Genomic DNA, 24,432 nt, shown 5'->3' with positions numbered 1-24,432 from the left:
GAGGTTGCCTGTGACGCAGGCGTCCGGGCGGCGCAAGCACGTGGTTTGCGGGGACAGCCGACGTACGAATGGTCTCTGCACGCCGGCCGCCCGGACACCTTCAAGATATGGCACCCCGTGTCAGCCTGCAAGGCACTGGGTGCCAGAAGCTGCTCTCAAATGAAATCTTTACGTAACAAATGAGCGATGATCGATCAAAAGCTACTGGAGAGTAGCGCTCGCGGGGCACAGAAGAGGCGGGCCGCAGTATCTGCGACCCGCCTGTTCCGTACGGCTCTGCTGCTCTACGACCGTTCCTTCAGTGCCTGCTCGATGGTCCGCATCACCTCGTCGAGAGGCGCGTCGGTCCGTGCCACCGCCACCAGTACCTCCCCCTGTGAGGCCACCGAGGCCGGCACCGTGCGAGGCGGGGTGTCCCGCCCGACTCCGATGCCCGTACCGAAGGTCTTCTGCACGATCCCGAAGGCATGGTCGAGCTGTGCCTCGACGTCGCCCTGGCCGCCCGCCCGCAGCCAGCGTCGCAGGACGTGGTTGTGGGCGGTGACCACGGCCGACGCGGCGACCTCGGCCAGCAACGGGTCGTCGTTGGAGTCGTCGTCGTGGGCATGCTCGTCGAAGTGGCCCAGGAGATAGCGGGTGAAGAGGCGTTCGTAGCGGGCGACCGACGCGATCTCCGCCTCCCGCAGGGTGGGGACCTCGCGGGTCAGTTTGTAGCGGGCGACAGAGATCTCCGGCCGGGCCGCGTACATCTTCATGACTTCCTTGATGCCGCGGCACACGGTGTCGAGCGGATGTTCGTGCGCGGGTGCCGCGTTGAGCACCGCCTCGGCCCGGATCAACGTGTCGTCGTGGTCCGGGAAGATCGCCTCTTCCTTGGAGCGGAAGTGCCGGAAGAAGGTGCGGCGGGCCACGCCGGCCCGGGCCGCGATCTCGTCGACGGTGGTGCCTTCGTAGCCCTTGGCCGAGAACAGCTCCATTGCCGCGGCCGCCAGTTCGCGGCGCATCTTGAGCCGCTGGGCGGCGGCGCGGCTGCCCGCGGCGCTTTCCGGCGCGTCGGGCGTGGCTGGGGTACGGGAGGACTTGGCGGCCTGGGACATGACCCGAACGTACTGCATGTGCGCAGGGTGGCGCGCCCGCCCGGGATCACCCCCGCCCGGTGCGGGCGGGGGCGGAGAGGCCGGGTCGAGCAGTCCGCCCCAGTCTCCTTCATGTCCGAACGCATGGCCGAACTCGTCTCCGAACCCGGGTTCGGGTTCCAAGTCGGGCCCGGACCGGTCGCCGGTCCCGTCAGCGGCGGGCATATTCGCGGAAACCGCGGCCCGTCTTGCGGCCGAGGCAGCCCGCGGCCACCAGGTGCTCCAGGAGCGGCGCGGGGGCCAGGCCCGGGTCACGGAACTCGCGGTGCAGGACCTTCTCGATGGCCAGGGAGACGTCCAGCCCGACCACGTCCAGCAGTTCGAACGGGCCCATCGGGTAGCCGCCGCCCAGCTTCATCGCCGCGTCAATGTCGTCAAGAGATGCATAGTGCTCCTGCACCATCTTGATCGCGTTGTTGAGATACGGGAAAAGCAATGCGTTGACGATGAATCCGGCTCGGTCACCGCAGTCCACGGCGTGCTTCTTGATCCTGACGCAGACCTCGCGGACCGTCGAGTGGACGTCGTCGGCCGTCAACACCGTACGGACGACCTCGACCAGCTTCATCGCCGGCGCCGGGTTGAAGAAGTGCATGCCGATCACGTCCTCGGGACGCGAGGTGGCGCGGGCGCACGCGACGACGGGCAGCGACGAGGTGGTGGTGGCCAGCACCGCGCCCGGCTTGCAGACCTTGTCCAGTGTCGCGAACAGCTGCTGCTTGATCTCCAGGTCCTCGGCGACGGCCTCGACGGCCAGATCGACGTCCGCGAAGGCGTCGTACGAGCCCGCCGCCGTGATCCGGTCGAGGGTCTGCGCGGCGGCCTCGGCGGTGAGGCGGCCCTTGTCGACGGAGCGGGCCAGGGACTTGCCGATCCTGGCCTTGGCGATCTGGGCCTTCTCCTCGCTGCGGGCGGCGAGGACCACCTCGTACCCGGCCTTCGCGAAGACCTCGGCGATACCGGAGGCCATCGTGCCGGAACCGGCGACACCGACGGAGCGGACAGTGCGGCCGGGGGTCTCTGGCGCTCCGGAGAGCGGGGTGTGCGCATCCGCCACGACTGTCGCGCTGCCGGGTGCCTCGTAGGAGTAGAAGCCGCGTCCCGTCTTCCTGCCGCTCAGGCCCGCCTCGCTGAGCTGCTTGAGGACGGGCGCCGGGGCGTGCAGCCGGTCGTGGGACTCGGCGTACATGGCCTCCAGGACCGTACGGGCGGTGTCGATGCCGATCAGGTCGAGGAGGGCGAGCGGACCCATGGGCAGACCGCAGCCCAGCCGCATCGCCGCGTCGATGTCCTCACGGGAGGCGTACTTCGCCTCGTACATCGCGGCGGCCTGGTTGAGGTAGCCGAACAGCAGTCCGTCGGCGACGAATCCAGGGCGGTCGCCGACGGCGACGGGCTCCTTGCCGAGCTCGATCGCCAGATCGGTGACCGCGGCGACGGCCTGCGGCGCGGTCAGCACCGACGAGACCACCTCGACCAGCTTCATCGCCGGCGCCGGGTTGAAGAAGTGCAGGCCCAGAACGCGTTCGGGGCGAGCCGAGTCGGCGGCGAGGCGGGTGACGGAGAGAGCGTTGGTGCCGGTCGCGAGGATCGTCCCGGGGCGCACGATGTCGTCGAGGGCGCGGAAGATCTGGTGCTTGATGTCGTACGACTCCGGCGCCACCTCGATGACCAGGTCGGCGTCGGCCGCCTCGCGCAGGTCGGTGGACGTACGGAAGCGGGCGAGGACGCCCTCGCGCTCCTGTTCGGTGAGTCGGCCGCGCACCACGGCGCGGGCGGTCGAGGTCTCCAGGGCGGCGACCGCCTTCGCGGTCGTGGCCTCGCTGATGTCGATGCCGACGACCTCGCGGCCGGCGCGGGTGAGGACCTCGGTGATGCCGGTGCCCATCGTGCCGAGGCCGACCACGGCGACGGTCCTGAGCGGGGACAAAGAGGTGTCGGACAGGGGAGTGGCCATCGCGGGACTCCAGGAATGAGGGTGACGACTGGAAGTGCGCCCGGATGCGCCGAAGGGACCCGCCCTGAACAGGAAGCGAACAGGGAGCCCTGTGAACGGCACACCGGGAGCGAGGAAAGGAGTGCGGAGTGCGGGTGATGCCGGGCTGCGAGCGCACACGCCCGGTGCCGTGGTCGCGGGCGTGCACACGCCCGGAGAACGGTGAGGTCCGACCGGCCCTGTCCCAAGCCGTGTCGCACTCACGACGGCTGCGTCACCAGGCCGTCGTCAGTAAGGAAAACAGGCGAGTGGGTAACTCGCTCGTCTGAGCTTAACCGGTGAGTAACGAGCGCGCCAGCCCCCGGTTTTGTGATGTACGTCCCGGGATCCTGCCCACGCGGTGCCGCCCACGCACCTAATCTCGGCTTCATGGACGAAGAGTTGCGATCACTCACGGAGCGCTTACGGGCCGAGGCGGGGACGGATGCCGCGAAGGTGTACGAGCACCTTGCGGCGACCGGAGACCTCGACGAACTGGCCGATGTCCTCACCGCCCCCGGACGGCCGCTGTGGGCCAGGGAGTTGGCCGCCTTCCGGTTGGGACTCGCGGGGGACCGGCGCGCCTTCGAGGCCCTCGTCCTCCTCCTCAACCACCGTGACCCGCAGCGCTGCGCCTCCGCCGCGTATGCCCTGGCCTGCCTCGGTGACCCGCGCACGGCCCGTGCGGCAGCCGCCCTCGCGACCAACGAACTGCGCGTCGCCTACGCCCTGCACCCGGTCCGGCTGCTGGCCGAACTGCGCGCCCCCGAGTCCGTACCCGCGCTGATCACCACGCTGGCCCGCCGCCTGAGACCGCACGACCCTCACCGGCGGGTGGCGCTCGCCTGCGTGGAGGCGCTGGGCGCGCTGGGGGACCGGCGTGCGGCACCGGTCCTGAACGAGGCCCTCGCGCACCCGGCCCTCGCCGAGGCGGCGGTGCACGCGCTGGCGCGCATCCCGAAGCAGAGGTGAACTGACGGAACCGGGGGAACTGTCAGCCGAGCAGTTCCCGCACGTACCGCACCTCCGGTACGGCGACCCCGTCCACGTCGAAGGGCTCCTCGGCGCCGTCGGCCGCGAACCCCGCCCGCTCGTAGAACCGCCGCGCGCGGTCGTTGCCCTTGAGTACCCACAGGAGCATGCGCCGGTGCCTGGCATCGGCGCACCGGCGTATCGCCTCCTGCAACAGCGCCTGTCCGACGCCGGCGCCGAACTGCCCGACGTCCACGTAGATCGCGTACAACTCGGCGTCGTCGGTGCGGATTTCGCCGTCCCGGTAGGGCCCGTGACAGGCCCAGCCGACGACCTCGCCGGCCTGCTCCGCGACCAGGTTGACGACCTCCGACCCCGCCCGCACGAAGAAGGTACGCCGACGTTCGGCGTCCTCCGCCACGTCGAGGGCGTCGAGGTACGGCTGCGGCATCAGGTCCTTGTAGGCGTGCTGCCAGCCCCGGATACGGATTTCGGATACGCGGTCGCAGTCGTCGAGGGTCATCTCGCGGACGAGGAGCGGGTCGTTCATGGCTGCACCCTTTCAGAGAAGGGTCAGCTGGACCGGCTCGGGTGCCTCCGTCCCCGGTGCGACGGTCTCGACGACCGCCGGAATCCTGCGCGGCATTCCCGCGCGCGTGGGACCTATGCCGTACTCCTGGGCCAGGTCGTGGACCTGGCGGGTGATCCGGCGCTGGTACCACTTGGGGGCGTAGGCGCCCTCCGCGTACAACCGCTCGTAACGGCGCACGAGATGCGGGTGGTGGTGCCCGAGCCAGGCCATGTACCACTCGCGGGCACCGGGGCGCAGATGCAGTACCAGCGGGGTCACGGAGGTCGCCCCGGATGCGGCGATCGCCCGCACGGTGTCCCGCAGTCGATCCGGGTGGTCGCTGAGGAAGGGGAGCACGGGGGCCATCAGCACCCCGCAGTCGATGCCGTGCTCGCCAAGCGTCCGTACGACGTCCAGACGTCGTTCCGGAGCGGGGGTGCCCGGCTCGACCGTGCGCCACAGGTCGGGGTCGGTGAAGCCCACGGAGACGGAGATGCCGACGTCCGTGACCTGGGAGGCCTGCACCAGGAGGTCGAGATCGCGCAGGATCAGGGTGCCCTTCGTCAGGATCGAGAAGGGGTTCGCGTGGTCGCGCAGGGCGGTGAGGATGCCCGGCATCAGCCGGTAGCGGCCCTCCGCGCGCTGGTAGCAGTCGACGTTGGTGCCCATCGCGATGTGCTCGCCGAGCCAGCGGCGCGAGCCGAGCTGGCGGCGGAGCAGCTCCGGCGCGTTCACCTTGACGACGATCTGGGAGTCGAAGCCGAGACCGGTGTCGAGGTCCAGATAGCTGTGCGTCTTGCGCGCGAAGCAGTACACACACGCGTGCGTGCAGCCCCGATAGGGATTCACCGTCCACTCGAACGGCATGCGTGAGGCTCCCGGCACGCGGTTGATGATCGAACGGGCCCGGATCTCGTGGAAGGTGATCCCGCGGAACTCGGGGGAGTCGAAGGTACGGGTGGTCACCGCGTCCGCGCCGAACAACGCGGCGTCGGCCGGGCCGGAGCCGGACTCCACAGTGAGGTTCTCCCAGCGCATGACACCTCCTCGGTTGGTACTGACCACAGAATAGAACACATGTTCCCTTGATCGTGCGATCGCATGTTCGAGTGTTGTGAAGCTCCTCGATAGTCATCACCCCGATTTGGGTGGCCGGGCGGCGGGGTGGTTGGGTGAGCCCGAACCCCCGAAGAACCAGCTGCTGGAGGAACGCAATGGCGCAGGTCGAGGCCACCACGGAGCGCATCGTCGCGGCGGACGCGGAGACGGTGTTCGACGCCCTCGCCGAATACAGCGGCACGCGTGCGAAGGTGATGCCCGAGCAGTTCAGCGAGTACGAGGTGCGTGAGGGCGGCGACGGCGAGGGCACCCTCGTCCACTGGAAGCTCCAGGCCACCAGCAAGCGCGTCAGGGACTGCCTCCTGGAGGTCAGCGAGCCCACCGACGGCGAACTCGTCGAGAAGGACCGCAACTCCTCGATGGTCACCACCTGGCGCGTCACCCCCGCCGGCGAGGGCAAGTCACGGATCGTCGTCACCAGCGTCTGGGACGGCGCCGGCGGCATCGGTGGCTTCTTCGAGCGGACCTTCGCCCCCAAGGGTCTCGCCCGCATCTACGACGGACTCCTCGACAAGCTCGCCACCGAGGTGGAGAAGTAGCCCAAGGAACAGTCCAAGGAGCAGTCCAAGGAGCAACCTCTTGAGGGGCGTTGGCTCCCGCCGTTGTGCCCCTCACCGGTTCGAGTGGATCTCTTTCCAGCGCGCCGGTACGCCGTAACTCGTCGCGCTTGCTCACAGTTGTCGCCCAAAGCGGGAATTGTGCGGTAGGTGCGACGAGGGGAGCGGTACGTGGGCGGGATCACTCTGGTGCAGGACGAACCGGCGACCGCGCTCGCTCCACCCCCGCCGGAGCCCCCGCAACTCGGCCCGCGCCAGGTGCGGTTGGTGTTCTTCGGCCTCATGCTCGCACTGCTGCTCGCTGCCCTGGAGCAGATGATCGTCGCCACCGCCCTCCCGAAGATCGTCGGAGAGCTGCACGGCCTGGACAAGATGTCCTGGGCGATCACCGCGTATCTGCTCACCGCCACCGTCGGACTGCCGATCTACGGCAAACTCGGCGATCTGCTCGGCCGCAAGGGCGTCTTCCAGTTCGCGATCGTCGTCTTCGTCGTCGGCTCGGCGCTGGCCGGCCGGTCGCAGACCATGGACCAGCTCATCGCCTTCCGCGCCCTCCAGGGCGTCGGCGCGGGCGGGTTGATGATCGGCGTGCAGGCGATCATCGCGGACATCGTGCCGCCGCGCGAACGTGGGCGGTTCATGGGCCTGATCGGCGCCGCGTTCGGCCTCGCGTCAGTGGCCGGACCCCTCCTGGGCGGCTACTTCACCGACCATCTCTCCTGGCGGTGGTGCTTCTGGTTCAACGTGCCGTTCGGGCTGCTGACGCTGGCCGTCGTCACCGTCGTACTGAAGCTGCCGAAGCCCACGGCCAAGGCCCGTCTCGATCTCCTCGGGGCGCTGTTGCTCGCCGTGGCCTCGACCTGCCTGGTGCTGCTGACCAGTTGGGGCGGCACCGAGTACCCGTGGGGCTCGCGCGAGATCCTCGGGCTCGGCGCCGGAGCGGTCGTGGCCACCGGGCTCTTCCTCGTCGCCGAGCGTTTCGCGCCCGAACCCCTCATCCCCCTGCGGCTGTTCAGGGACTCCGTCTTCAACGTCACCGGTCTGGTGGGCCTGGTGATCGGAGTGGCGCTGTTCGGGGCTGCCAGCTACCTGCCGACGTTCCTCCAGATGGTCGACGGCGCCACCGCCACCGAGTCCGGTCTGCTGATGCTGCCCATGATGGCCGGCATCGTCGGCGCTTCGATCGTCTCCGGGCAGCTCATCAGCCACACCGGCCGCTACAAGGTCTGGCCGGTCCTCGGCAGCGCCCTGGCCGTCCTCGGCATGTGGCTGCTGTCCCGCCTCGAAGTGGACACGCCCCGGCTGCACTACAGCCTCTGGATGGCCGTCCTCGGCGCCGGTATCGGCATGGTGATGCCGGTCCTGGTCCTCGCCGTACAGAACTCCGTGCGCCCCACCGACCTCGGCACCGCGACCAGCGCCAGCAACTACTTCCGGCAGATCGGCGGCAGCGTCGGCGCCGCGATCTTCGGCACCCTCTTCGCGAACCGGCTCGCCGAGTCCCTGCGCGACAGCCTCCCCACGCGCGCGGGTGCCCCTCTCCCCGACCCCGACTCGATCAGCCCGCAGCTCGTGCACGCGCTTCCCCCCGCGCTGCGCGACAGCTACATCAGGGCGTACGCCGACGCCATGCCGCGCATCTTCCTGTACCTCGTGCCGGTACTGGTCCTCGGCCTGCTCATCGCCTGCTTCCTCAAGGAGAAACCCCTGGTGTCCCACCACACCGCCCCCGCCGACCTCGACCCCGCGGGCCCCTCGACCACCCTGGCGATTCCGCGGCCCCTCCCTCACGCTTCGGGCGGGGGGACCCCCGTCTCGCTCCGCTTGCCGCACACCGACGGGATCCCGGTGTGCGGCACCGTCCAGCACCCGGACGGGACCGTCGTACCGCGCGCGGCGCTCACGCTCATCGACGTCACGGGAACGCAGATCGGGCGCGGCGCCAGCGCCGAGGACGGGCGGTACGCGCTGTCCACGCCCGGCTCGGGCACGTACGTCCTGATCGCCGCGGCGGGCGGCCACCAGCCGCAGGCGGTCTCCGTGACCGTCGGCGAGCGACCCGTCGAACTGGACCTCGTCCTCGGTGGTGCGGGGCGCCTGGCGGGCCGGGTACGGACCGCGGACGGCACTCCCGTCCCGGACGCCACCGTCACGCTCACCAATGTGCACGGCGAGGTCGTCGCGACCACCCGCAGCGGACACGAGGGCGGGTATGTCGTCACCGAGCTGATGGCCGGTGAGTACACCCTCGCCGTCGGCGCTCCCGCGTTCCGCCCGGCCGCGCTCCCCGTCGCCGTGAAGGCGTCCCGGGAGACCCGCCAGGACGTCGAACTCGCGGGCGGCGCCGTCCTGAAGGGCACCGTGCGGGCGGACGGCGGCAGGCCGGTCGAGGACGCGCGCGTGACGCTGCTCGACCCGGCCGGCAACGTCGTCAACACGCTCACCACCCCGGCCGACGGAACGTTCCGGTTCGTCGACCTGGCATCCGGCGAATACACGGTCATCGCCTCCGGTTACCCGCCGGTCGCCACCGTCCTCCAGGTGGCCGGCGGCCGCCGTACGGAACGCGACCTCCAGCTCGGGCACGACGACTGACCTCCGGGTACGGGGCCGGCATCGGGCCGACCGGCCGGTCGGTACGGCCGTACAGGCGCGTGGGGCGCGCGTCCGCGCGCCGGAGTGGACCGGCCAAGACCAATTACCGGATTGCCACACATCGCGACGGACCGGAGTCGTACGGTGGTGACGACGGCACAGATCTTGCGGAGCCGTGGGAAGAAGGGGCCTGCGCCATGGACGGTGGCACCGAGACGGGCGCACCTCCCAGCCGCGGAGCTGGGGAGAGCGCGTCGGCGGAGCACGCCGCGGCGGGCCGTATCCCGCTGGCCGTGGTCGTCGTCGACCGCGAAGGCCTGGTCTCGCACTGGAGCCAGGGTGCGCGCCGCCTGTTCGGCGCCTCCAAGGAGGAAGCCCTCGGTCAGCCCGCCGTCGACCTGCTGCCCGTCTCCGGAGCCCTCCCCGACGCCGACGCCGACGACATCACCCCGTACGGGGTGTACGGGGTCTACGACGGCCTGGGACCCGACCTGGAGTCCTCCCTCGACGGCCGATTCGCCTACCGGGCCGCGGGCCGCGCGCGTCTCGCGGTGCCCGGGCGTGACGGCGACCGCATCGACGTGCTCTGGTGGGCCTATCCTCTCGTGGGCCCCGGACATGAGCGCCTCGTCGTGCTGGCCGCCGACGCCGACGTACTGCGCCAGGAGGACGACGACGTCGCCGTCGAGCGCATCGCGCCCGGATTCGCCCTGCACACGGACTTCCCCGGCGCCGACGAACTCGCCCGCAGGCTCCCCGAGATCCTGCCCAGCATGAGCGTCGGGGAGAGTGCCCGCATCGTCGCCCAGGTCCTCGAACTGGGCTATCCCGTCCTGGAGTTCAGCCAGAACGACCTGGTCCCGGTCACCCCCGACTGGGGCGTGCCCCGGCGTGCCGAGCGCAAGGCCCGCCGGGAGCGGGCGGCCCGGGCGGTACAGGCCGGCGAGCCTCTGCCCGAGGACCTCCAGGACGATGTCGAGGACCTCGAATACGCGGCCGTACGCGAACGGTTGGAGTTCCTCAACGAGGTCAGCGGGCGTATCGGCACCTCGCTCGACCTGTCCCGCACGATCATCGAGGTCAGCAAGGCCGTCGTACCCCGCTTCACGGACGTGGCGGGCACCTATCTGCGCGAACAGGTCGTCGCCGGTGAGGGGTTCCCCGAGGGCGTGCCCGACACGACGACGATGTGGCACCGCGTCGCCCTTGAGCACACCGACGAACCGGGCCGCTGGGACGACGTCGTACCGGTCGGCGAGGCCATGCCGTTCCCGGCGCAGACCCCGTTCTTCCAGTGCATGACCAGCGGTCAGCCCGTCCTCGTGCCGCGCATCAGCGAACAGATGGGGCACATGATCGCCTCGCAGTTCGAGAAGCGTGACATCCGGCCGCTGATCACGGGCCGCTCCATGCTGGTCGTACCGCTGAAGGCACGCAACGTCGTCCTCGGCTTCATGATCCTGCTGCGTCACCCCGAGCGCGTCGAGTTCAACGACATGGATCGCGTCACCGGCGCCGAACTGGCGGCCCGCGCGGGCCTCGTGCTCGACAACGCGCGCATGTACACCTACCAGGAGAGCGTCGCCGAGACCCTCCAGGACAGCATGCTGCCGCACATCCCGCCGCGCATGGCCGGCTGCGACATCGCCACCCGCTATCTGCCCGGCACACTGCTGGGCCGGGTCGGGGGCGACTGGTTCGACTCCGTGAAACTGCCCGGCGCCCGCACCGCCCTCGTCGTCGGCGACGTCATGGGGCACGGCCTCAACTCGGCCGCGATGATGGGCCAGTTGCGGACGGCCGTCCAGACCATGGCCGCCCTCGACCTGCCGCCCGCCCAGCTCCTGCGCAACCTGGACGACCTCGCTCAGCGCCTCGGCGACACCTACCTCGCGACCTGCCTCTACGCCGTCTACGACCCGATCGCGGGCGAGCTGCACATCGCCAACGCGGGCCATATCCCGCCCGTGCTGGTCCGTGCGCAGGACGGCCGGAGCGAGCTGCTCGACCTGCCCACCGGCGCGCCCATCGGCGTCGGCGGAGTGCCCTTCGAGGCGGTACGCGTGCGCGTGGAGCCCGGCGACCGGCTCGTCATGTGCACCGACGGCCTGGTGGAGGTCCGCGGGGAGGATATCGGCGTGGGCCTGGCGACGCTCTGCGAGTCCGCCGCCCACCCGGCCGCCTCCATGGACGACGCGTGCGACACGATCATCCGCGCCCTCGCTGTGACCTTTTCGAAGGCGGGTCGCGGGGGCCGCAAGGACGACGTGGCGCTGCTGATGACCCGGCTGGGCGGCATCGAACCGGACGACGTCGCAGAATGGCGGCTCGCCCCCGACCCGGCCGAGGTAGGCCGGGCTCGCGCCGTGGTCCGCGAACAACTCCACGACTGGGGCCTGGCGCGGCTGGTGGACAGCGCCGAGCTGCTGGTCAGCGAACTCGTCACCAATGCCGTACGGCACTCGCACGGACGCCCGCTCGAACTGCGGCTCGTGCGCGGCGAGACACTGCTGTGCGAGGTCGACGACGACGATCACACCCTGCCCACGCTGCTCAGCACCGAGCCCACGGCCGAGGTCGGGCGTGGGCTGCGCGTGGTGAGCACGCTGGCCAGGGAGTGGGGCGCAAGCCGTACGGGCACGGGCAAGACCGTGTGGTTCGAACTCACGCTGCCGCGCCGGCGCTGACGCTCCGCCGTCGACGTCAGTGCCCTGTGCTTGGATTGATGTTGCCGCGGGGCCGGGGAGGCGTGCGAGGCGCACACCGGCGTACACCTCTCGAACGAGCCGTGAAGGTATGCACGGTGCGCTTGTGGGCGTAACCGGGGCGCGATAGACCGAACTGGCCCGTCACCTCGGACGGGCAGCCGTCGCACCCTGGGGAGTTGGGCATGAGCGTGACGAGTCGGTACAGGGAGTCCTGGGAGGGCTTCTGGCGCGAGGCCCCCCACGGCCCGGGGGCCGTCTTCTGGGACTCGGAGCCCATGCTGACCGCCGGGCTCCACCTCGCCGTCTACGAACCGCACCTCGCGGACTTCGAGTTGCCACTGCTGGACCTGGGCTGCGGCAACGGCACCCAGACCCGGTTCCTCACGGACCGTTTCACCCGGGTCGTCGGCGCGGACATCTCGCCCGCGGCACTCGAGCGCGCCCGCCAGGCCGACCCGGAGGGTGCTGCCGAGTACGAACTGCTCGACTGCGCCGAGAAGACCGAGGTCGAGGAACTGCACAAAAAGCTCGGCGACACCAACGTGTACATGCGCGGGGTGCTCCACCAGTGCGACGCCGACGACCGGCAGAGCCTCGTCGACGGCATCGCGACCCTGATCGGTCAGCGCGGCCGGGCCTTCCTGGTCGAGCTGTCGCAGGACGCGCGCCCCATCCTCATGGGCCTCGCCCAGAGCCCCGACGGGCCGCCGCCCAAGTTGCGCCCGGTTCTCCAGCACGGCATCGCACCCGGCGAGGTGGCGGACTCGGCGGTGCCCGTGTATCTGGGCGCGGCGGGCCTCGAGGTCCTTGCGAGCGGCGAACTCCCGCTCACCACAACGGAGTACACGCCGGAGGGCACCCGCATCGTGCTGCCCTCGAAGTGGGTCGTGGTGGCGCAGCAGCGGTGAGGACCACGGCGGCCGGGGGCGCGACGCCGACCGCCGTGACCAACTTGGAATGTGAGGAACTCGTGCAGGATTGACGGGAGTCGCGAAACGTGGCGAGAATGCGGATCACTTCGCTGGGCCTGAAGCGAGTGAAGTGACGCGAGTGACCTGGTTGCGCATGCCTTCGTGGTGTCCGCCCGCGCCGGTCACTGGCACCCCCACACCTCCCGCACATCTCGATCCACAGAGGCTCATTTTGTCGCGTTCGCAACAGTCCAGAACTCTGGCTGTCCTCGCCGCAACCGCTTTCGCCGCCGCTGCCGCACCCGTACTCGGGGCGGGCACGGCGAGTGCGACCACGGGCGGGGCGTGCCAGACCGCCACCGTCCAGTACCGCATCGCCGGCGGCGACTGGACCTCGCAGGGCGGGTTCCACGCCTGGGACAGCGCTCCCGGCGCCGTCGAGGTGCGGCTGGCCCCGGACCAGAACGTCGGGGAAGGCTGCAAGTACCCCGTGTCCCTGGCCGAGTACACGACCGAGGGCCCGGACTGGAACACCTCCGGCCACCAGACCCTGGTCGACAAGGACACCGTCTACCTCACCTCGGCCGACGTGGCCGATGCCGGCGGCGCGGACTACGCCTGGCAGAAGCTGAGCGTGAAGTCCCCGGAGTGCTACGGGCAGATCGACCTGTACGGCGACGACATCACGTACGACGGCCAGACGGGCGAAGGCCACGGCCCCGCCCCCTACAAGCCCGACAACGTGGTCACCCCCTACCACCTCATAGCGGCCTGGAACGGCGGCGACAAGGAGTGCGAGACCGGCGCCTCCGAGCCGCCCGCCCCCACTCCGTCGGAGCCGGCGCCGAGCACCCCGGCAACACCGACCACGCCGGCGACCCCCACGACCCCCGCGGGCAGCGAGCCGCCGGTCGAGGAGACGACCCCGCCGACCACCCCCGACACCTCCACCACGCCGCCCACCACCCCGGACGTGCCCCCGGCGGAGTCGACGCCGCCCACCACCCCGGAGCCCACGCCCAGCGAGAGCACCCCGCCGCTGGCGGAGACCGGCGCCGGCGCGCCTGTCGGCCCGATCGCCGGTGCGGCGGCCGTGGTGGTCGCCCTCGGGGCGGGAGCGCTCCTGCTGGCCCGGCGCGCCCGCCGCTCCTGACCGGGAGCACAGGGACCACCGTCGTCCCGTAGCGCGACAGCCTGACCGACAGCCCCGTCTCCGCAGGGAGGCGGGGCTGTCGCCGTGGGCCCCGACTGCTGAACGGTTCGGTGAGGAGATCCGTGAGTGCGCCCTGCGGCGGGTTCAGCGCGGCGCCTCACGAGCACCCGTGAGGTGGCGCCGTATGCCGACGGCGGCGGCCGCCAGGCCCGTTGCCGTGGTGAGAGCGGTGGCCACGGGGTGTCGGGCGAGGGCGGCCTGACCGGAGTGGGGATGCGCCCTGTCGTCGAAGACGCCGTGAGCTCCGTGATCGCTGCCCGGCGGTTCGTCGGCCGGTGCGAACAGGTTCCCGGAGCCGGTCGGGGCCACACCGTCGGTCTGTTGGGAGTCGAAGCCCGTGCGGGCGAGGTAGCGGTCGAGGAGGGCCGGGGCGAGGCGGTTGGCCCAGATCGTCGCCGTGGTGCCGGCCCCGATGTAGCGCTGTTTGCGTTTCGGATGGTCGGCGGCGTGCAGGATGCCGCGTGCGGCGACCTCGGGCTGGTAGATCGGCGGTACCGGCTGTGGATGCCGGGGGAGCCGGGAGCGGACCCAGGAGAACTGCGGGGTGTTGACCGCGGGCAGCTGGGCGATCGTGATGTGCACATGGCTGCCGCGGTGGAGCAGTTCGAGGCGTACGGACGAGGAGAACCCGTTGATGGCGTGCTTGGCGCCGCAGTAGGCGGACTGGAGTGGGATGGCCCGCTCGCCGAGTGCGGAGCCGACCTGGACGATGGTGCCGCGGTCGCGCGGCAGCATCCGGGCGAGCGCTGCCCGCGTGCCGTTGACGAACCCTAGGTAGGCGACTTTCGTGACCCGCTCGTACTCGTTCGGCCCGATCTCGGCGAAGGGTGCGAACACGCTGGTGAAGGCGCAGTTGATCCAGACGTCGATGGGGCCGAGGGCCCGCTCGGTGGCTTCGGCGGCGGCCTCGATCTGCCGGGCTTCGGCGGTGTCGGCCTGCTGGACGAGGGCGCGCCCGCCGAGGTCCGCGACCTCCTTCGCCGCCGCCTCCAGCCCGTCGCGGCCTCGTGCGATCAGCGCGATGCTCGCGCCGCGGCGAGCGTAGAGCCTGGCTGTGGCACGGCCGATGCCCGCGCTGGCTCCGGTGATGACAACGACTTCGGGCATGGTCTGTTCCTCCGGTGTGCGTGGTCGGCGGGTTCTGAGCCAGAGGGTGATGCCCCGCACCGGGGGTCCCCGGTCCGGGGCGTCGTATGAACGGGCTCGCTCATCGTCGGCCTCCGGGCCGGTCCGGTTGTCCGTCCGACACCGGGCCGCCGGTGTCCGGGAAATCGACTTCCTTCGCCGTGACGATCCGGGCGCCCATGTTGCGTTCCATCATGTCCAGGGCCGCGGCCGCGAGACGCGGGTGAATGGAGGCGACGGCGTCCCTCGGCACGGTGACCTCCAGGTGGCGGATGTGGGCGTCCAGGGCGGAGTAGAGGACGCACTGCTCGGTGACCTGGCCGCTGAGCACCACATGTCCGGCGCCCAGCTGCCACAGGAGATAGGCCATGGGAGTCTCGTAGAAGACGGAGTGGCGCGCCTTCATCACGAAGAGCGAGTCGTCGTCGGGCCGGATCGGTTCGATCAGGTCGGCGTGCGGACGCGACAGCGCGGTCTCCATGAGCTCTCCGTGGTGGGAGCGCCAGAGCCCGAAGTTGTCGTTCGCGTAGACGACCGGTACGTCCGCTGCACGAGCCCGGCCGATCAGTTCCGCGAGGACGGGCACGACTCGCCGGGCGGACGACAACAGCAGCTCGGCGTCCTCGTGGTCGTACGTGTTGATCATGTCGATCACCACGAGGGCACTGCCCGTAGCCTCTCCGGACCCGTACACGGCTCCCACCACCATCCGGTGCCCTCAGCGGCACGGCTGCGGCAGCTCCGCGTGGGAGAGGAGGAATTCGAAACCGGCCATCACGCCTCCCTGGTGGACAGTCCTGCCGCGCGGGAACGCGCTCCGGGTACCCGGCCCTGCCGCGCGGGAACGCGCTCCGGGTACCCGGCGTACCGGATCTTCAACCGCGTCGGTGCCTGGTGCCTGGTGCCGTGGGCGCCTCAGCCGGACTTGCCCCGCCCGGTGAGAGCGTCGTGCAGCCGGTCGATCATGCCGACTCCCGGCGCCAGCAGTTTGTTGGCCGGCGGCTCGTCCGGGGCGGAGGGGTGGGGGCGGGTCGGGGCCGTTTTCTTCGCCCGGCGGACCTTGTCGCCCAGATCGTCCAGCGCATCGCCGGGACACGAGGCGCGCAGCCTCGGGAAGAGGTTCTCCTCCTCGTCGGTGATGTGCGCCCGGACGTCGCTCATGAGTGAGGTGATCAGCTGATCGAATTCGGGGTTGTCCGCCTCGCGGCTCTCCAGATCCTTCATGATCCGCTCAGCCTGCGAGTGCTCCTCGATCTCCTTGTCGGCCAGCTCGTTCCCGCCCGCCACGTGCGCGCGGACCGCAGGGTAGAGGTATTCCTCCTCCGCCACGGAGTGCCGGACCAGCTCCATGGTGGCCTGTTCGGCGTACACCTTGCGGTTCTTGTCACCGGGGGGCAGTGCCTCGATCTTCGCGAAGAACTCCTCGACCTCCCGGTGGTCGGCCTTCAGCTCGTCGATCACATTTCCACCGTGTCCCATGCCCTTCACCTCCGGTCGTGGCGCGACGGTCCGGACAGATCCGTCGGCAGTGCCACGAGTGCCCGAGAACGGTCGGCTGACACGGAATGGACGGCCCTGCGGACAGCACGTGCGGGGTCGTGCGAACCGGGTACCCGGGCCGGACGTACACAGCGAAAGCATCGAAAGGTCATCACCATGTCGATGAAGGTCTCCGACCACGTCCTGGAGCGGCTGCGCGCGTGGGAGGTGGAGCACGTCTTCGCGTACCCGGGCGACGGCATCAACGGACTGCTCGCCGCATGGGGCCGTGCCGACAACAGGCCGCAGTTCGTCCAGTCCAGGCACGAGGAGATGTCTGCCTTCGAAGCGGTCGGCTACGCCAAGTTCTCCGGCCGGGTCGGGGTGTGCGCGGCCACCTCGGGGCCGGGGGCGATCCACCTGCTCAACGGGCTGTACGACGCCAAGCTCGACCATGTGCCCGTGGTCGCCATCGTCGGGCAGACCAACCGCAGTGCGATGGGCGGCTCGTACCAGCAGGAGGTCGACCTGCTCAGTCTGTACAAGGACGTCGCCTCGGACTTCTGCGAGATGGTCACCGTGCCCGAGCAGCTGCCGAACGTGCTGGACCGCGCGATGCGCACCGCCCTCGCCCGCCGCTCGGTGACGGCAGTCATCCTCCCCGCGGACGTGCAGGAACTCGACTACTCCCCGCCGGAGCACGCCTTCAAGATGGTGCCCTCCAGCCTCGGCATGGCCTGGTCCGCGCCGGTGCCCGCCGGCCCCGACATCGAGCGCGCCGCCGAACTGCTCAACGCGGGCGAGAAGGTCGCCGTCCTCATCGGACAGGGCGCCCGGGGAGCCCGCCAGGAGGTCATGGAGGTCGCCGACCGGCTCGGTGCCGGAGTCGCCAAGGCCCTGCTGGGCAAGGACGCCCTCGACGACGACCTGCCGTACGTCACCGGCTCGATCGGACTGCTGGGCACCCGCCCGTCGTACGAGCTGATGCGGGACTGCGACACCCTGCTGGTGATCGGATCCAGCTTCCCCTACACCCAGTTCCTGCCCGAGTTCGGCCAGGCGCGGGCTGTGCAGATCGACATCGATCCGCACATGGTCGGTCTGCGCTATCCGTTCGAGATCAACCTCGTGGGCGACGCCCGTGAGACGCTGCGCCGGCTGCTGCCGCACCTGCGACCAGCCGGTGACCACGACTGGCGCAAGAAGATCGAGAAGAACACCGCCCGCTGGTGGGAGGTCATGGAGCGGCGCGCCGCGGTGGACGCCGACCCGATCAACCCCGAGTACGTGGTCCACGCGCTGAACGACCTGCTGCCCGACGACGTGATCCTGGCCGCCGACTCCGGCTCGGCCGCCAACTGGTACGCCCGCCATCTGCGGCTGCGCGGCGACATGCGGGGTTCGCTGTCCGGCACGCTCGCCACCATGGGTCCCGGTGTTCCGTATGTGATCGGCGCCAAGTTCGCGCACGGAGACCGGCCGGCGATCGCACTGGTGGGTGACGGGGCGATGCAGATGAACGGGCTGGCCGAGCTGATCACCGTGGCCAAGTACTGGGAGCAGTGGGCCGATCCGCGTCTGGTGGTGGCCGTTCTCAACAACCAGGACCTCAACCAGGTCACCTGGGAGATGCGCGCCATGTCCGGCGCCCCGCAGTTCCTGCCCTCGCAGGCCCTTCCCGATGTCGCCTACGCCGACTTCGCCCGCTCGCTGGGTCTGGACGGGCTGCGGGTGGACAAGCCCGGGGACGTGCGCAGCGCCTGGGAGGCGGCCCTGGCGGCCGACCGACCCTGCGTGCTGGACTTCCGCACCGACCCGGCCGTGCCGCCGATCCCGCCGCACGCCTCCCTGGACCAGATCGAGGCGGCGGCCGCCTCCGTCCTGAAGGGCGACAGCGACCGCGCCGCCATGGTCCGGCAGGGCTTCAAGGCCAAGGTCCAGGAAATGCTGCCGGGTCACCGTCACCGCGAGGACCGGCCCGGCACGGGGTGAGGAGGAGTGACGGTCGGCCGGATCGTGGAACGGGTCGACAGCGCCGTCCGCATCGTGTGGCCTGTTCGTAGCCGCGTTCCGCCTCGACGCGTAACGTGACGCAGCATGAAGATCCTCATCAGCGCCGACATGGAGGGTGCCACCGGCGTGACCTGGCCGGCCGATGTGCTGCCGGGCACCCCGCAGTGGGAGCGGTGCCGCTCGATGTTCACCTCGGACGTCAACGCCGCCGTGCTCGGCTTCTTCGACGGCGGCGCCGACGAGGTGCTGGTCAACGAGGCCCACTGGACCATGCGCAATCTGCTCCTCGAACGGCTGGACGAGCGGGTGGAGATGCTCACCGGGCGCCACAAGTCGCTGTCCATGGTCGAGGGCGTACAGCACGGCGACGTCGACGGGATCGCCTTCGTCGGCTATCACGCGGGTGCCGGCATGGAGGGCGTCCTCGCCCACACCTACCTCGCCAACTCCATCACCGGCGTATGGGTGAACGACGTACGGGCCAGCGAGGGGCTCCTCAACTCCCATGTGGTCGCCGAGTACGGGGTCCCCGTCGTGCTCGTCACCGGCGACGACCTCGCCTGCGAGGACGCGCTCGGATACGCGCCCGAGGCGCTGAAGGTCGCCGTCAAGGACCATGTGTCGCGGTACGCCGCCGTGTGCCGGACGCCCGCCAGGACCGCCGCCGACATCCGGGCCGCCGCGAAGGAGGCCGCCGCTCTGGCCGTGCGGCACGAGCCCGTCGTCGGCGGGCCGTTCACCGTCGCCCTGGAGTTCGACGCCGAGCATCTCGCCATGGCCGCGACCGTCGTACCCGGGGTCACGCGGACCGGGGAGCGGAAAGTGGCGTACACCAGCGGCACAATGTACGAGGGGATTCGTACCTTCAAGGCGGTCACGACGATCGTCTCGGCCGCGGTGGAGGAGCAGTATGGCTGAGCAGCAGGCGCTCGACGAGGTGGTGTCGTTCACCTCCGATCTCATCCGGATCGACACGACCAACCACGGCGGCGGCGACTGTCAGGAGCGGCCCGCCGCCGAGTACGCCGCCGCACTCCTCGCCGAGGCGGGCCTGGAGCCCACGCTCCTTGAACGGACCAAGGGGCGCACCAACGTCGTCGCCCGGATCGAGGGCACCGACCCGTCCGCCGACGCGCTGCTCCTGCACGGGCATCTCGACGTCGTGCCCGCGCGTGCCGACGACTGGAGCGTGCACCCGTTCTCCGGGGAGATCCGCGACGGCGTCGTCTGGGGGCGGGGCGCGGTCGACATGAAGAACATGGACGCGATGATCCTCGCCGTCGTCCGGGACTGGGCCCGCCAGGGCGTCCGGCCCCGGCGCGACATCGTCGTCGCGTTCACCGCCGACGAGGAGGCCAGCGCCGAGGACGGCTCCGAGTTCCTGGCCGCCGAACACCCAGGGCTGTTCGAAGGGTGCACCGAAGGGGTCGGCGAGTCCGGGGCGTTCACCTTCCACGACGGCGGCGGACGGCACCTGTACCCCATCGCCGCCGGCGAACGCGGCACCGGCTGGCTCAAGTTGACCGCCAAGGGCCGCGCCGGGCACGGCTCGAAGGTCAACGACAGCAACGCGGTCACCCGCCTCGCCGCCGCCGTCGCCCGCATCGGCGCGCACGAGTGGCCGCTGCGCCTCACCCCGACCGTCCGGGCCGCCCTCACCCAACTCGCCGCCCTCTACGGGATCGAGCCCGACCTGGACGACGTCGACGGGCTCCTCACCAAGCTCGGCCCCGCCGCCCAGCTCGTCGAGGCGACCGTCCGCAACAGCGCCAACCCGACCATGCTGAACGCCGGCTACAAGGTCAACGTGATCCCCGGGGAGGCTGTCGCGTACGTCGACGGACGCTTCCTGCACGGCTGCGAGGACGAGTTCCTCACGACCCTCGACGAACTCACCGGCCCCGACGTCGCATGGGAGTTCCACCATCGCTCGGTGGCGCTGCAGGCCCCGGTGGACTCAGCCACGTATGCCCGAATGCGCGCCGCCGTCGAGGAGTTCGCGCCCGAGGGGCACGTGGTGCCGTACTGCATGTCCGGTGGCACCGACGCCAAGCAGTTCTCGCGGCTCGGCATCACCGGGTACGGATTCGCGCCGCTCAGACTGCCCGAGGGCCTCGACTACCAGGCACTCTTCCATGGTGTGGACGAGCGCGTCCCGGTAGAGGCGTTGCACTTCGGCGTCCGGGTCCTCGACCGGTTCCTGCGGACGGCCTAGCGAGTGGGGGAGACAGTGCAGACACTGCCGTACGGATCGTGGCCCTCGCCCATCGAGGCGGCACTGGCCGCCGAGCACGACGGGTCTCCCGAGTACGTGGGCTTCGTCGGCGACGAGGCATGGTGGACCGAGCCGAGGCCCACCGAGGGCGGCCGGCGCACCCTGGTGCGACGCCGGGCCGACGGCTCCCAGGAGTCGGTCCTGGACGAGCCGTGGAACGTGCGCAGCAGGGTCATGGAGTACGGCGGGCATCCGTGGACCGGCGTGATGCGCGACGCCGGGCCGGTGGTCGTGTTCGTGAACTTCACCGATCAGCGGCTGTACTGCCTGGAGGAGGGGCAGGAGCCGCGCCCCCTCACGCCGTTGTCCCCGGTCGGCGGCGGACTGCGGTGGGTGGAACCGCAGTTGCGGCTCGCGCTCGGTGAAGTCTGGTGCGTGCTGGAGGAGTTCACCGGCGACGGTCCCGTCGATGTGCGGCGTGTGCTCGCCGCCGTGCCGCTGGACGGTTCGGCGGCTCAGGAGCGGGACGCCGTCCGCGAACTCACCGACGACCGGCACCGGTTCGTCACCGGGCCCCGGATCTCGCCCGACGGGCGGCGCGCGGCCTGGCTCGCCTGGGACCATCCGCGGATGCCCTGGGACGGGACCGAACTGGTGGTCGCGGAGGTGGGCACCGACGGCACGCTGAACGGTGCCCGGACCGTCGCCGGAGGGACCGACGAGTCGATCCCGCAGGTGGACTGGGCGGCCGACGGAGCGCTTCTCTATGTCAGCGACCGTTCGGGCTGGTGGAACCTGCACCGGGACCACATGCCGGTGTGCCGTCGCGAGGAGGAGTTCGGCGGGGCGCTCTGGAAGGTAGGGCAGCGCTGGTTCGCACCCCTGGAGGGCGGCCTCGTCGCCGTGGTGCACGGGCGGGGGTCGACCTCGCTCGGGATCCTGGACCCCGAGACCGGCGACGTCGTCGACACGTGCGGCCCCTGGACCGAGTTCGCGGCCACCCTCGCCGTGCACGGGGAGCGGGTCGTCGCCGTCGGGGCCAGCCCGCGCAGCGCGTACGAGGTCGTCGAGCTGGACACCCGTACGGGACGGGCCAGGGTCATCGGCGCCGCGCACCGCGACCCGGTCGACCCCGTGCACTATCCGGAGCCGCAGATCCGCACCTTCACCGGCCCGGAGGGCCGGGACATCCACGCGCACATCTACCCGCCGCACCACCCCGGGTACACGGCGTCCGACGACGAGCTGCCCCCGTACGTCGTGTGGGCGCACGGTGGGCCGACCGGGCGGGCACCCCTCGTGCTCGACCTGGAGATCGCCTACTTCACCTCGCGGGGCATCGGCGTCGCCGAGGTCAACTACGGCGGCTCGACCGGGTACGGGCGCGAGTACCGGGGCCGGCTGCGCGAGCAGTGGGGCGTCGTCGACGTCGAGGACTGCGCGGCCGTCGCGCTCGCCCTCGCCGACGAGGGCACCGCCGACCGCGCCCGGCTCGCGGTCCGGGGCGGCAGCGCGGGCGGCTGGACCGCGGCGGCCTCCCTCACCGGCACCGACGTCTACGCCTGCGGCACGATCCTCTACCCCGTTCTCGACCTGGCCGGCTGGGGCTCGGGGGAGACCCACGACTTCGAATCGCAGTACCTGGAGACCCTGGTCGGCCCGCTCGCCGAGGTCCCGGGCCGCTATCTGGAGCGCTCGCCCGCCGAGCACGCCGCCGACATCACCGCGCCCTTCCTGCTGCTGCAGGGGCTGGACGACGTCATCTGCCCGCCCGCGCAGTGCGACCGGTTCCTCGCCCGGCTCGCGGCGGAGGGACGGCGCGTGCCGCACCGGTACATCGCGTTCGAGGGGGAGGGGCACGGCTTCCGGCGGGCGGACACGACCGTACGTGTCCTGGAGTCCGAACTCTCCCTGTACGCACAGGTCTTCGGGCTCACCCCGCCCGGTATCCCGACCCTGGAGCTCGTCAAGTGAAGCCACTGGTACGGCCGTCGAGGCTCGCCCCCGGGGCCCGCGTGGCCGTCGTCGCACCCAGCGGACCTGTCCGCGAGGAGCGGCTGCAGGCCGGCCTCGACATCCTGCGCGGCTGGGACCTCGACCCCGTCGTCGCACCCCATGTCCTGGACCGGCACGGGCAGTTCGACTACCTCGCGGGGACTGACGCCGGCCGGGCCGCCGACTTCCAGGCCGCCTGGTGCGACCCGACGGTCGACGCGGTGCTGAGCGCCCGTGGCGGGTACGGCGCACAGCGCATGGTCGACCTGCTCGACTGGGACGCGCTGCGGGCGGCCGGGCCCAAGGTGTTCGTCGGCTACAGCGACGCCACCGCGCTGCACGAGGCGTTCGCGGTCCGCCTGGGACTCGCCACGCTCCACGGGCCGATGTCATCCGCCGTCGACTTCCTCAAGAACGCGCGGGCGCAGGAGCATCTGCGGGCCACCCTGTTCGATCCGGAGTCGGTACGGGTCATCAACGCCGCGGCGGGTTCCGCGCTGGCGCCCGGGCGGGCCCGGGGTGTCACCCTCGGCGGCTGCCTGGCCATACTCGCCGCAGAACAGGGCACCCCGCACGCCCGGCCCGGTGCGCGCGGCGGGCTGCTCATGATCGAGGACGTGGGCGAGAGCGCGTACCGCATCGACCGGACCCTCACCCAGCTGCTGCGCACCGGCTGGCTCGACGGTGTCGCCGGGATCGCGCTGGGCTCGTGGGAGCGGTGCGGTCCGTACGAGGGGCTGCGCGCCGTGTTCGCCGACCGGCTAGGCGGGCTCGGGGTGCCGGTGGTGGAGGGATTCGGGTTCGGGCACTGCGAGGGGGCGCTGACGATCCCGTTCGGGATGGCCGCCGAGCTGGACGCGGACGCGGGGACGCTGACGCTGGAGGAACCGGCGCTGCGGTGAGGGCGGTGCGGGTCGGCCTCCGGCGCCGTCACCCGTCCGGCGTACCTCCGGGCGCGCGGGAAGCCCCGGGTCGGCCCATGCTGGCCTCATGAGCCCGAAGACCTCCGAGAGTGGTGGCAAGGCCGGTGGCGGGGCCGGTGGTGCGCGGGGGCTGCTGACGCCCACCCGGGTCGCCGTCGGGGCGCTCGGCCTGCTCGCCCTGATCTTCATCTTCGAGAACACCCGCGCCACCGAGATCCGGCTGCTGATCCCCGAGGTGACCATGCCGCTGTGGATGGCGCTGCTCGGCACCGGGGTCATCGGCGCCCTCTGCGGGGCCTACTTCATGCGGCGCCGAAGGTGAACAGGCGCCGCGCGTAAGGTGGCTGAGTGTCTGAGCACCGTGGATATCTCACCGAAGGGCCCCGCGTGGGCGTACGTCCGTTCACCTATGAGGACGGCGGTGAGTTCATCGCCCGGGTGCGGGAGAGCCGGGAACTGCACCATCCCTGGCTGGCTCCGCCGGCGAGCCCGGACGCCTATGCCTCGTATGCGGGGCGGCTGATCGAGGATCCGACGAAGGCCGGGTTCCTCGTGTGCGAGAAGGGTGAGCGATCCGACGGCGCCGACGACCAGGGGGGCGCCGTCGCCGGGTTCATCAACATCAACAACATCGTCCAGGGCGGCTTTCTGTGCGGGGCCCTCGGGTACGGGGCCTTCGCGCACGCGGCCGGGCGGGGGCTGATGAGCGAGGGTCTCGGTCTCGTCGTGCGGTACGCCTTCGGGCCGCCGCTGCGGCTGCACCGGCTGGAGATCAACGTGCAGCCCGGCAACACCGCCTCGATCGCCCTCGCCCGGCGCTGTGGCTTCCGGCTGGAGGGCTACTCGCCGAGCTTCCTGTACATCGACGGCGCCTGGCGGGACCACGAACGGTGGGCGATCACCTCGGACATGCTGAAGCGCTGAG

The 24,432-nt window shown here is 70.9% G+C and carries 20 protein-coding genes; 13 read left to right on the top strand and 7 right to left on the bottom strand.

Annotation, left to right across the window (positions count from 1 at the left end; genetic code table 11):
* Positions 1-284: 284 nt before the first annotated feature.
* Both OG734_RS07755 and OG734_RS07750 read right to left on the bottom strand, forming a co-directional pair.
* Complete coding sequence (locus tag OG734_RS07755; protein ID WP_330286729.1) at positions 285-1,115, bottom strand: TetR family transcriptional regulator; 831 nt, start codon at positions 1,113-1,115, stop codon at positions 285-287.
* A 172-nt stretch (positions 1,116-1,287) separates the two neighbouring features.
* Positions 1,288-3,093 (bottom strand): 3-hydroxyacyl-CoA dehydrogenase family protein, encoded by a 1,806-nt coding sequence (locus tag OG734_RS07750; RefSeq protein ID WP_330286728.1) that lies wholly within the window; start codon positions 3,091-3,093, stop codon positions 1,288-1,290.
* A gap of 408 nt (positions 3,094-3,501) precedes the next feature.
* On the opposite strand from OG734_RS07750, the gene OG734_RS07745 reads away from it, so the two are divergent.
* Positions 3,502-4,083, top strand: a complete 582-nt coding sequence (locus OG734_RS07745; RefSeq protein WP_330286727.1) for an adenylosuccinate lyase — start codon at positions 3,502-3,504, stop codon at positions 4,081-4,083.
* A gap of 22 nt (positions 4,084-4,105) precedes the next feature.
* Here OG734_RS07745 and OG734_RS07740 read toward each other — a convergent pair whose 3' ends face one another.
* Entirely contained in the window at positions 4,106-4,633 is a 528-nt protein-coding gene (locus OG734_RS07740; protein ID WP_330286726.1) for a GNAT family N-acetyltransferase, read from the bottom strand.
* A gap of 12 nt (positions 4,634-4,645) precedes the next feature.
* Positions 4,646-5,692, bottom strand: a complete 1,047-nt coding sequence (locus OG734_RS07735; protein WP_330286725.1) for an Rv2578c family radical SAM protein — start codon at positions 5,690-5,692, stop codon at positions 4,646-4,648.
* 176 nt (positions 5,693-5,868) lie between these two features.
* Here OG734_RS07735 and OG734_RS07730 point away from each other — a divergent pair, with 176 nt between their 5' ends.
* The 5 genes from OG734_RS07730 to OG734_RS07710 all read left to right on the top strand — a co-directional run bounded on the left by OG734_RS07730 (position 5,869) and on the right by OG734_RS07710 (position 13,697).
* Positions 5,869-6,312 carry an SRPBCC family protein gene (locus tag OG734_RS07730; protein ID WP_330286724.1) on the top strand — a complete coding sequence of 148 codons (444 nt, stop codon included), beginning with the start codon at positions 5,869-5,871 and terminating at the stop codon, positions 6,310-6,312.
* Positions 6,313-6,501: 189 nt separating this feature from the next.
* On the top strand, positions 6,502-8,925 hold the full coding sequence (locus OG734_RS07725) for an MFS transporter (protein WP_330286723.1): 2,424 nt from the start codon (positions 6,502-6,504) through the stop codon (positions 8,923-8,925).
* Positions 8,926-9,122: 197 nt separating this feature from the next.
* Positions 9,123-11,612: an ATP-binding SpoIIE family protein phosphatase gene (locus OG734_RS07720; RefSeq protein WP_330286722.1), complete on the top strand. Its 2,490-nt coding sequence runs from the start codon at positions 9,123-9,125 to the stop codon at positions 11,610-11,612.
* 203 nt (positions 11,613-11,815) lie between these two features.
* A complete protein-coding gene (locus tag OG734_RS07715) occupies positions 11,816-12,541 on the top strand; it encodes a class I SAM-dependent methyltransferase (protein ID WP_330286721.1) in 726 nt (241 codons plus the stop codon).
* Positions 12,542-12,776: 235 nt separating this feature from the next.
* Entirely contained in the window at positions 12,777-13,697 is a 921-nt protein-coding gene (locus OG734_RS07710; RefSeq protein ID WP_330286720.1) for a hypothetical protein, read from the top strand.
* 144 nt (positions 13,698-13,841) lie between these two features.
* Here OG734_RS07710 and OG734_RS07705 read toward each other — a convergent pair whose 3' ends face one another.
* The 3 genes from OG734_RS07705 to OG734_RS07695 form a co-directional block, all read right to left on the bottom strand.
* Positions 13,842-14,864 (bottom strand): SDR family oxidoreductase, encoded by a 1,023-nt coding sequence (locus tag OG734_RS07705; RefSeq protein WP_330286719.1) that lies wholly within the window; start codon positions 14,862-14,864, stop codon positions 13,842-13,844.
* A gap of 100 nt (positions 14,865-14,964) precedes the next feature.
* Entirely contained in the window at positions 14,965-15,591 is a 627-nt protein-coding gene (locus tag OG734_RS07700; RefSeq protein WP_443064838.1) for a cysteine hydrolase family protein, read from the bottom strand.
* A gap of 206 nt (positions 15,592-15,797) precedes the next feature.
* Positions 15,798-16,361, bottom strand: coding sequence for a hemerythrin domain-containing protein (locus OG734_RS07695; protein ID WP_330286717.1), 564 nt, complete (start codon positions 16,359-16,361; stop codon positions 15,798-15,800).
* Positions 16,362-16,538: 177 nt separating this feature from the next.
* Here OG734_RS07695 and OG734_RS07690 point away from each other — a divergent pair, with 177 nt between their 5' ends.
* The 7 genes from OG734_RS07690 (at position 16,539) to OG734_RS07660 (ending at position 24,431) form a co-directional block, all read left to right on the top strand.
* On the top strand, positions 16,539-18,353 hold the full coding sequence (locus tag OG734_RS07690; RefSeq protein WP_330286716.1) for a thiamine pyrophosphate-requiring protein: 1,815 nt from the start codon (positions 16,539-16,541) through the stop codon (positions 18,351-18,353).
* Between the two features lie 105 nt (positions 18,354-18,458).
* Complete coding sequence (locus tag OG734_RS07685; RefSeq protein ID WP_330286715.1) at positions 18,459-19,292, top strand: M55 family metallopeptidase; 834 nt, start codon at positions 18,459-18,461, stop codon at positions 19,290-19,292.
* A complete protein-coding gene (locus OG734_RS07680; RefSeq protein ID WP_330286714.1) occupies positions 19,285-20,589 on the top strand; it encodes a M20/M25/M40 family metallo-hydrolase in 1,305 nt (434 codons plus the stop codon). Before OG734_RS07685 ends, OG734_RS07680 begins: the two co-directional genes overlap by 8 nt.
* 15 nt (positions 20,590-20,604) lie before the next feature.
* Complete coding sequence (locus OG734_RS07675) at positions 20,605-22,563, top strand: prolyl oligopeptidase family serine peptidase (protein ID WP_330286713.1); 1,959 nt, start codon at positions 20,605-20,607, stop codon at positions 22,561-22,563.
* The gene (locus OG734_RS07670) at positions 22,560-23,486 is read left to right on the top strand and encodes a S66 peptidase family protein (RefSeq protein ID WP_330286712.1); all 927 of its coding nucleotides are present in this window, start codon (positions 22,560-22,562) and stop codon (positions 23,484-23,486) included. Before OG734_RS07675 ends, OG734_RS07670 begins: the two co-directional genes overlap by 4 nt.
* An 88-nt stretch (positions 23,487-23,574) precedes the next feature.
* Complete coding sequence (locus tag OG734_RS07665; RefSeq protein WP_330286711.1) at positions 23,575-23,829, top strand: DUF1049 domain-containing protein; 255 nt, start codon at positions 23,575-23,577, stop codon at positions 23,827-23,829.
* Positions 23,830-23,855: 26 nt separating this feature from the next.
* The gene (locus OG734_RS07660; RefSeq protein WP_330286710.1) at positions 23,856-24,431 is read left to right on the top strand and encodes a GNAT family N-acetyltransferase; all 576 of its coding nucleotides are present in this window, start codon (positions 23,856-23,858) and stop codon (positions 24,429-24,431) included.
* The last annotated feature ends 1 nt before the right edge of the window (position 24,432 follow it).

Source organism: Streptomyces sp. NBC_00576 (assembly GCF_036345175.1).
Lineage (GTDB): Bacteria > Actinomycetota > Actinomycetes > Streptomycetales > Streptomycetaceae > Streptomyces.
Note: the sequence above shows the minus strand (reverse complement) of the source record. Positions and strands in the feature narration are given on the sequence as shown.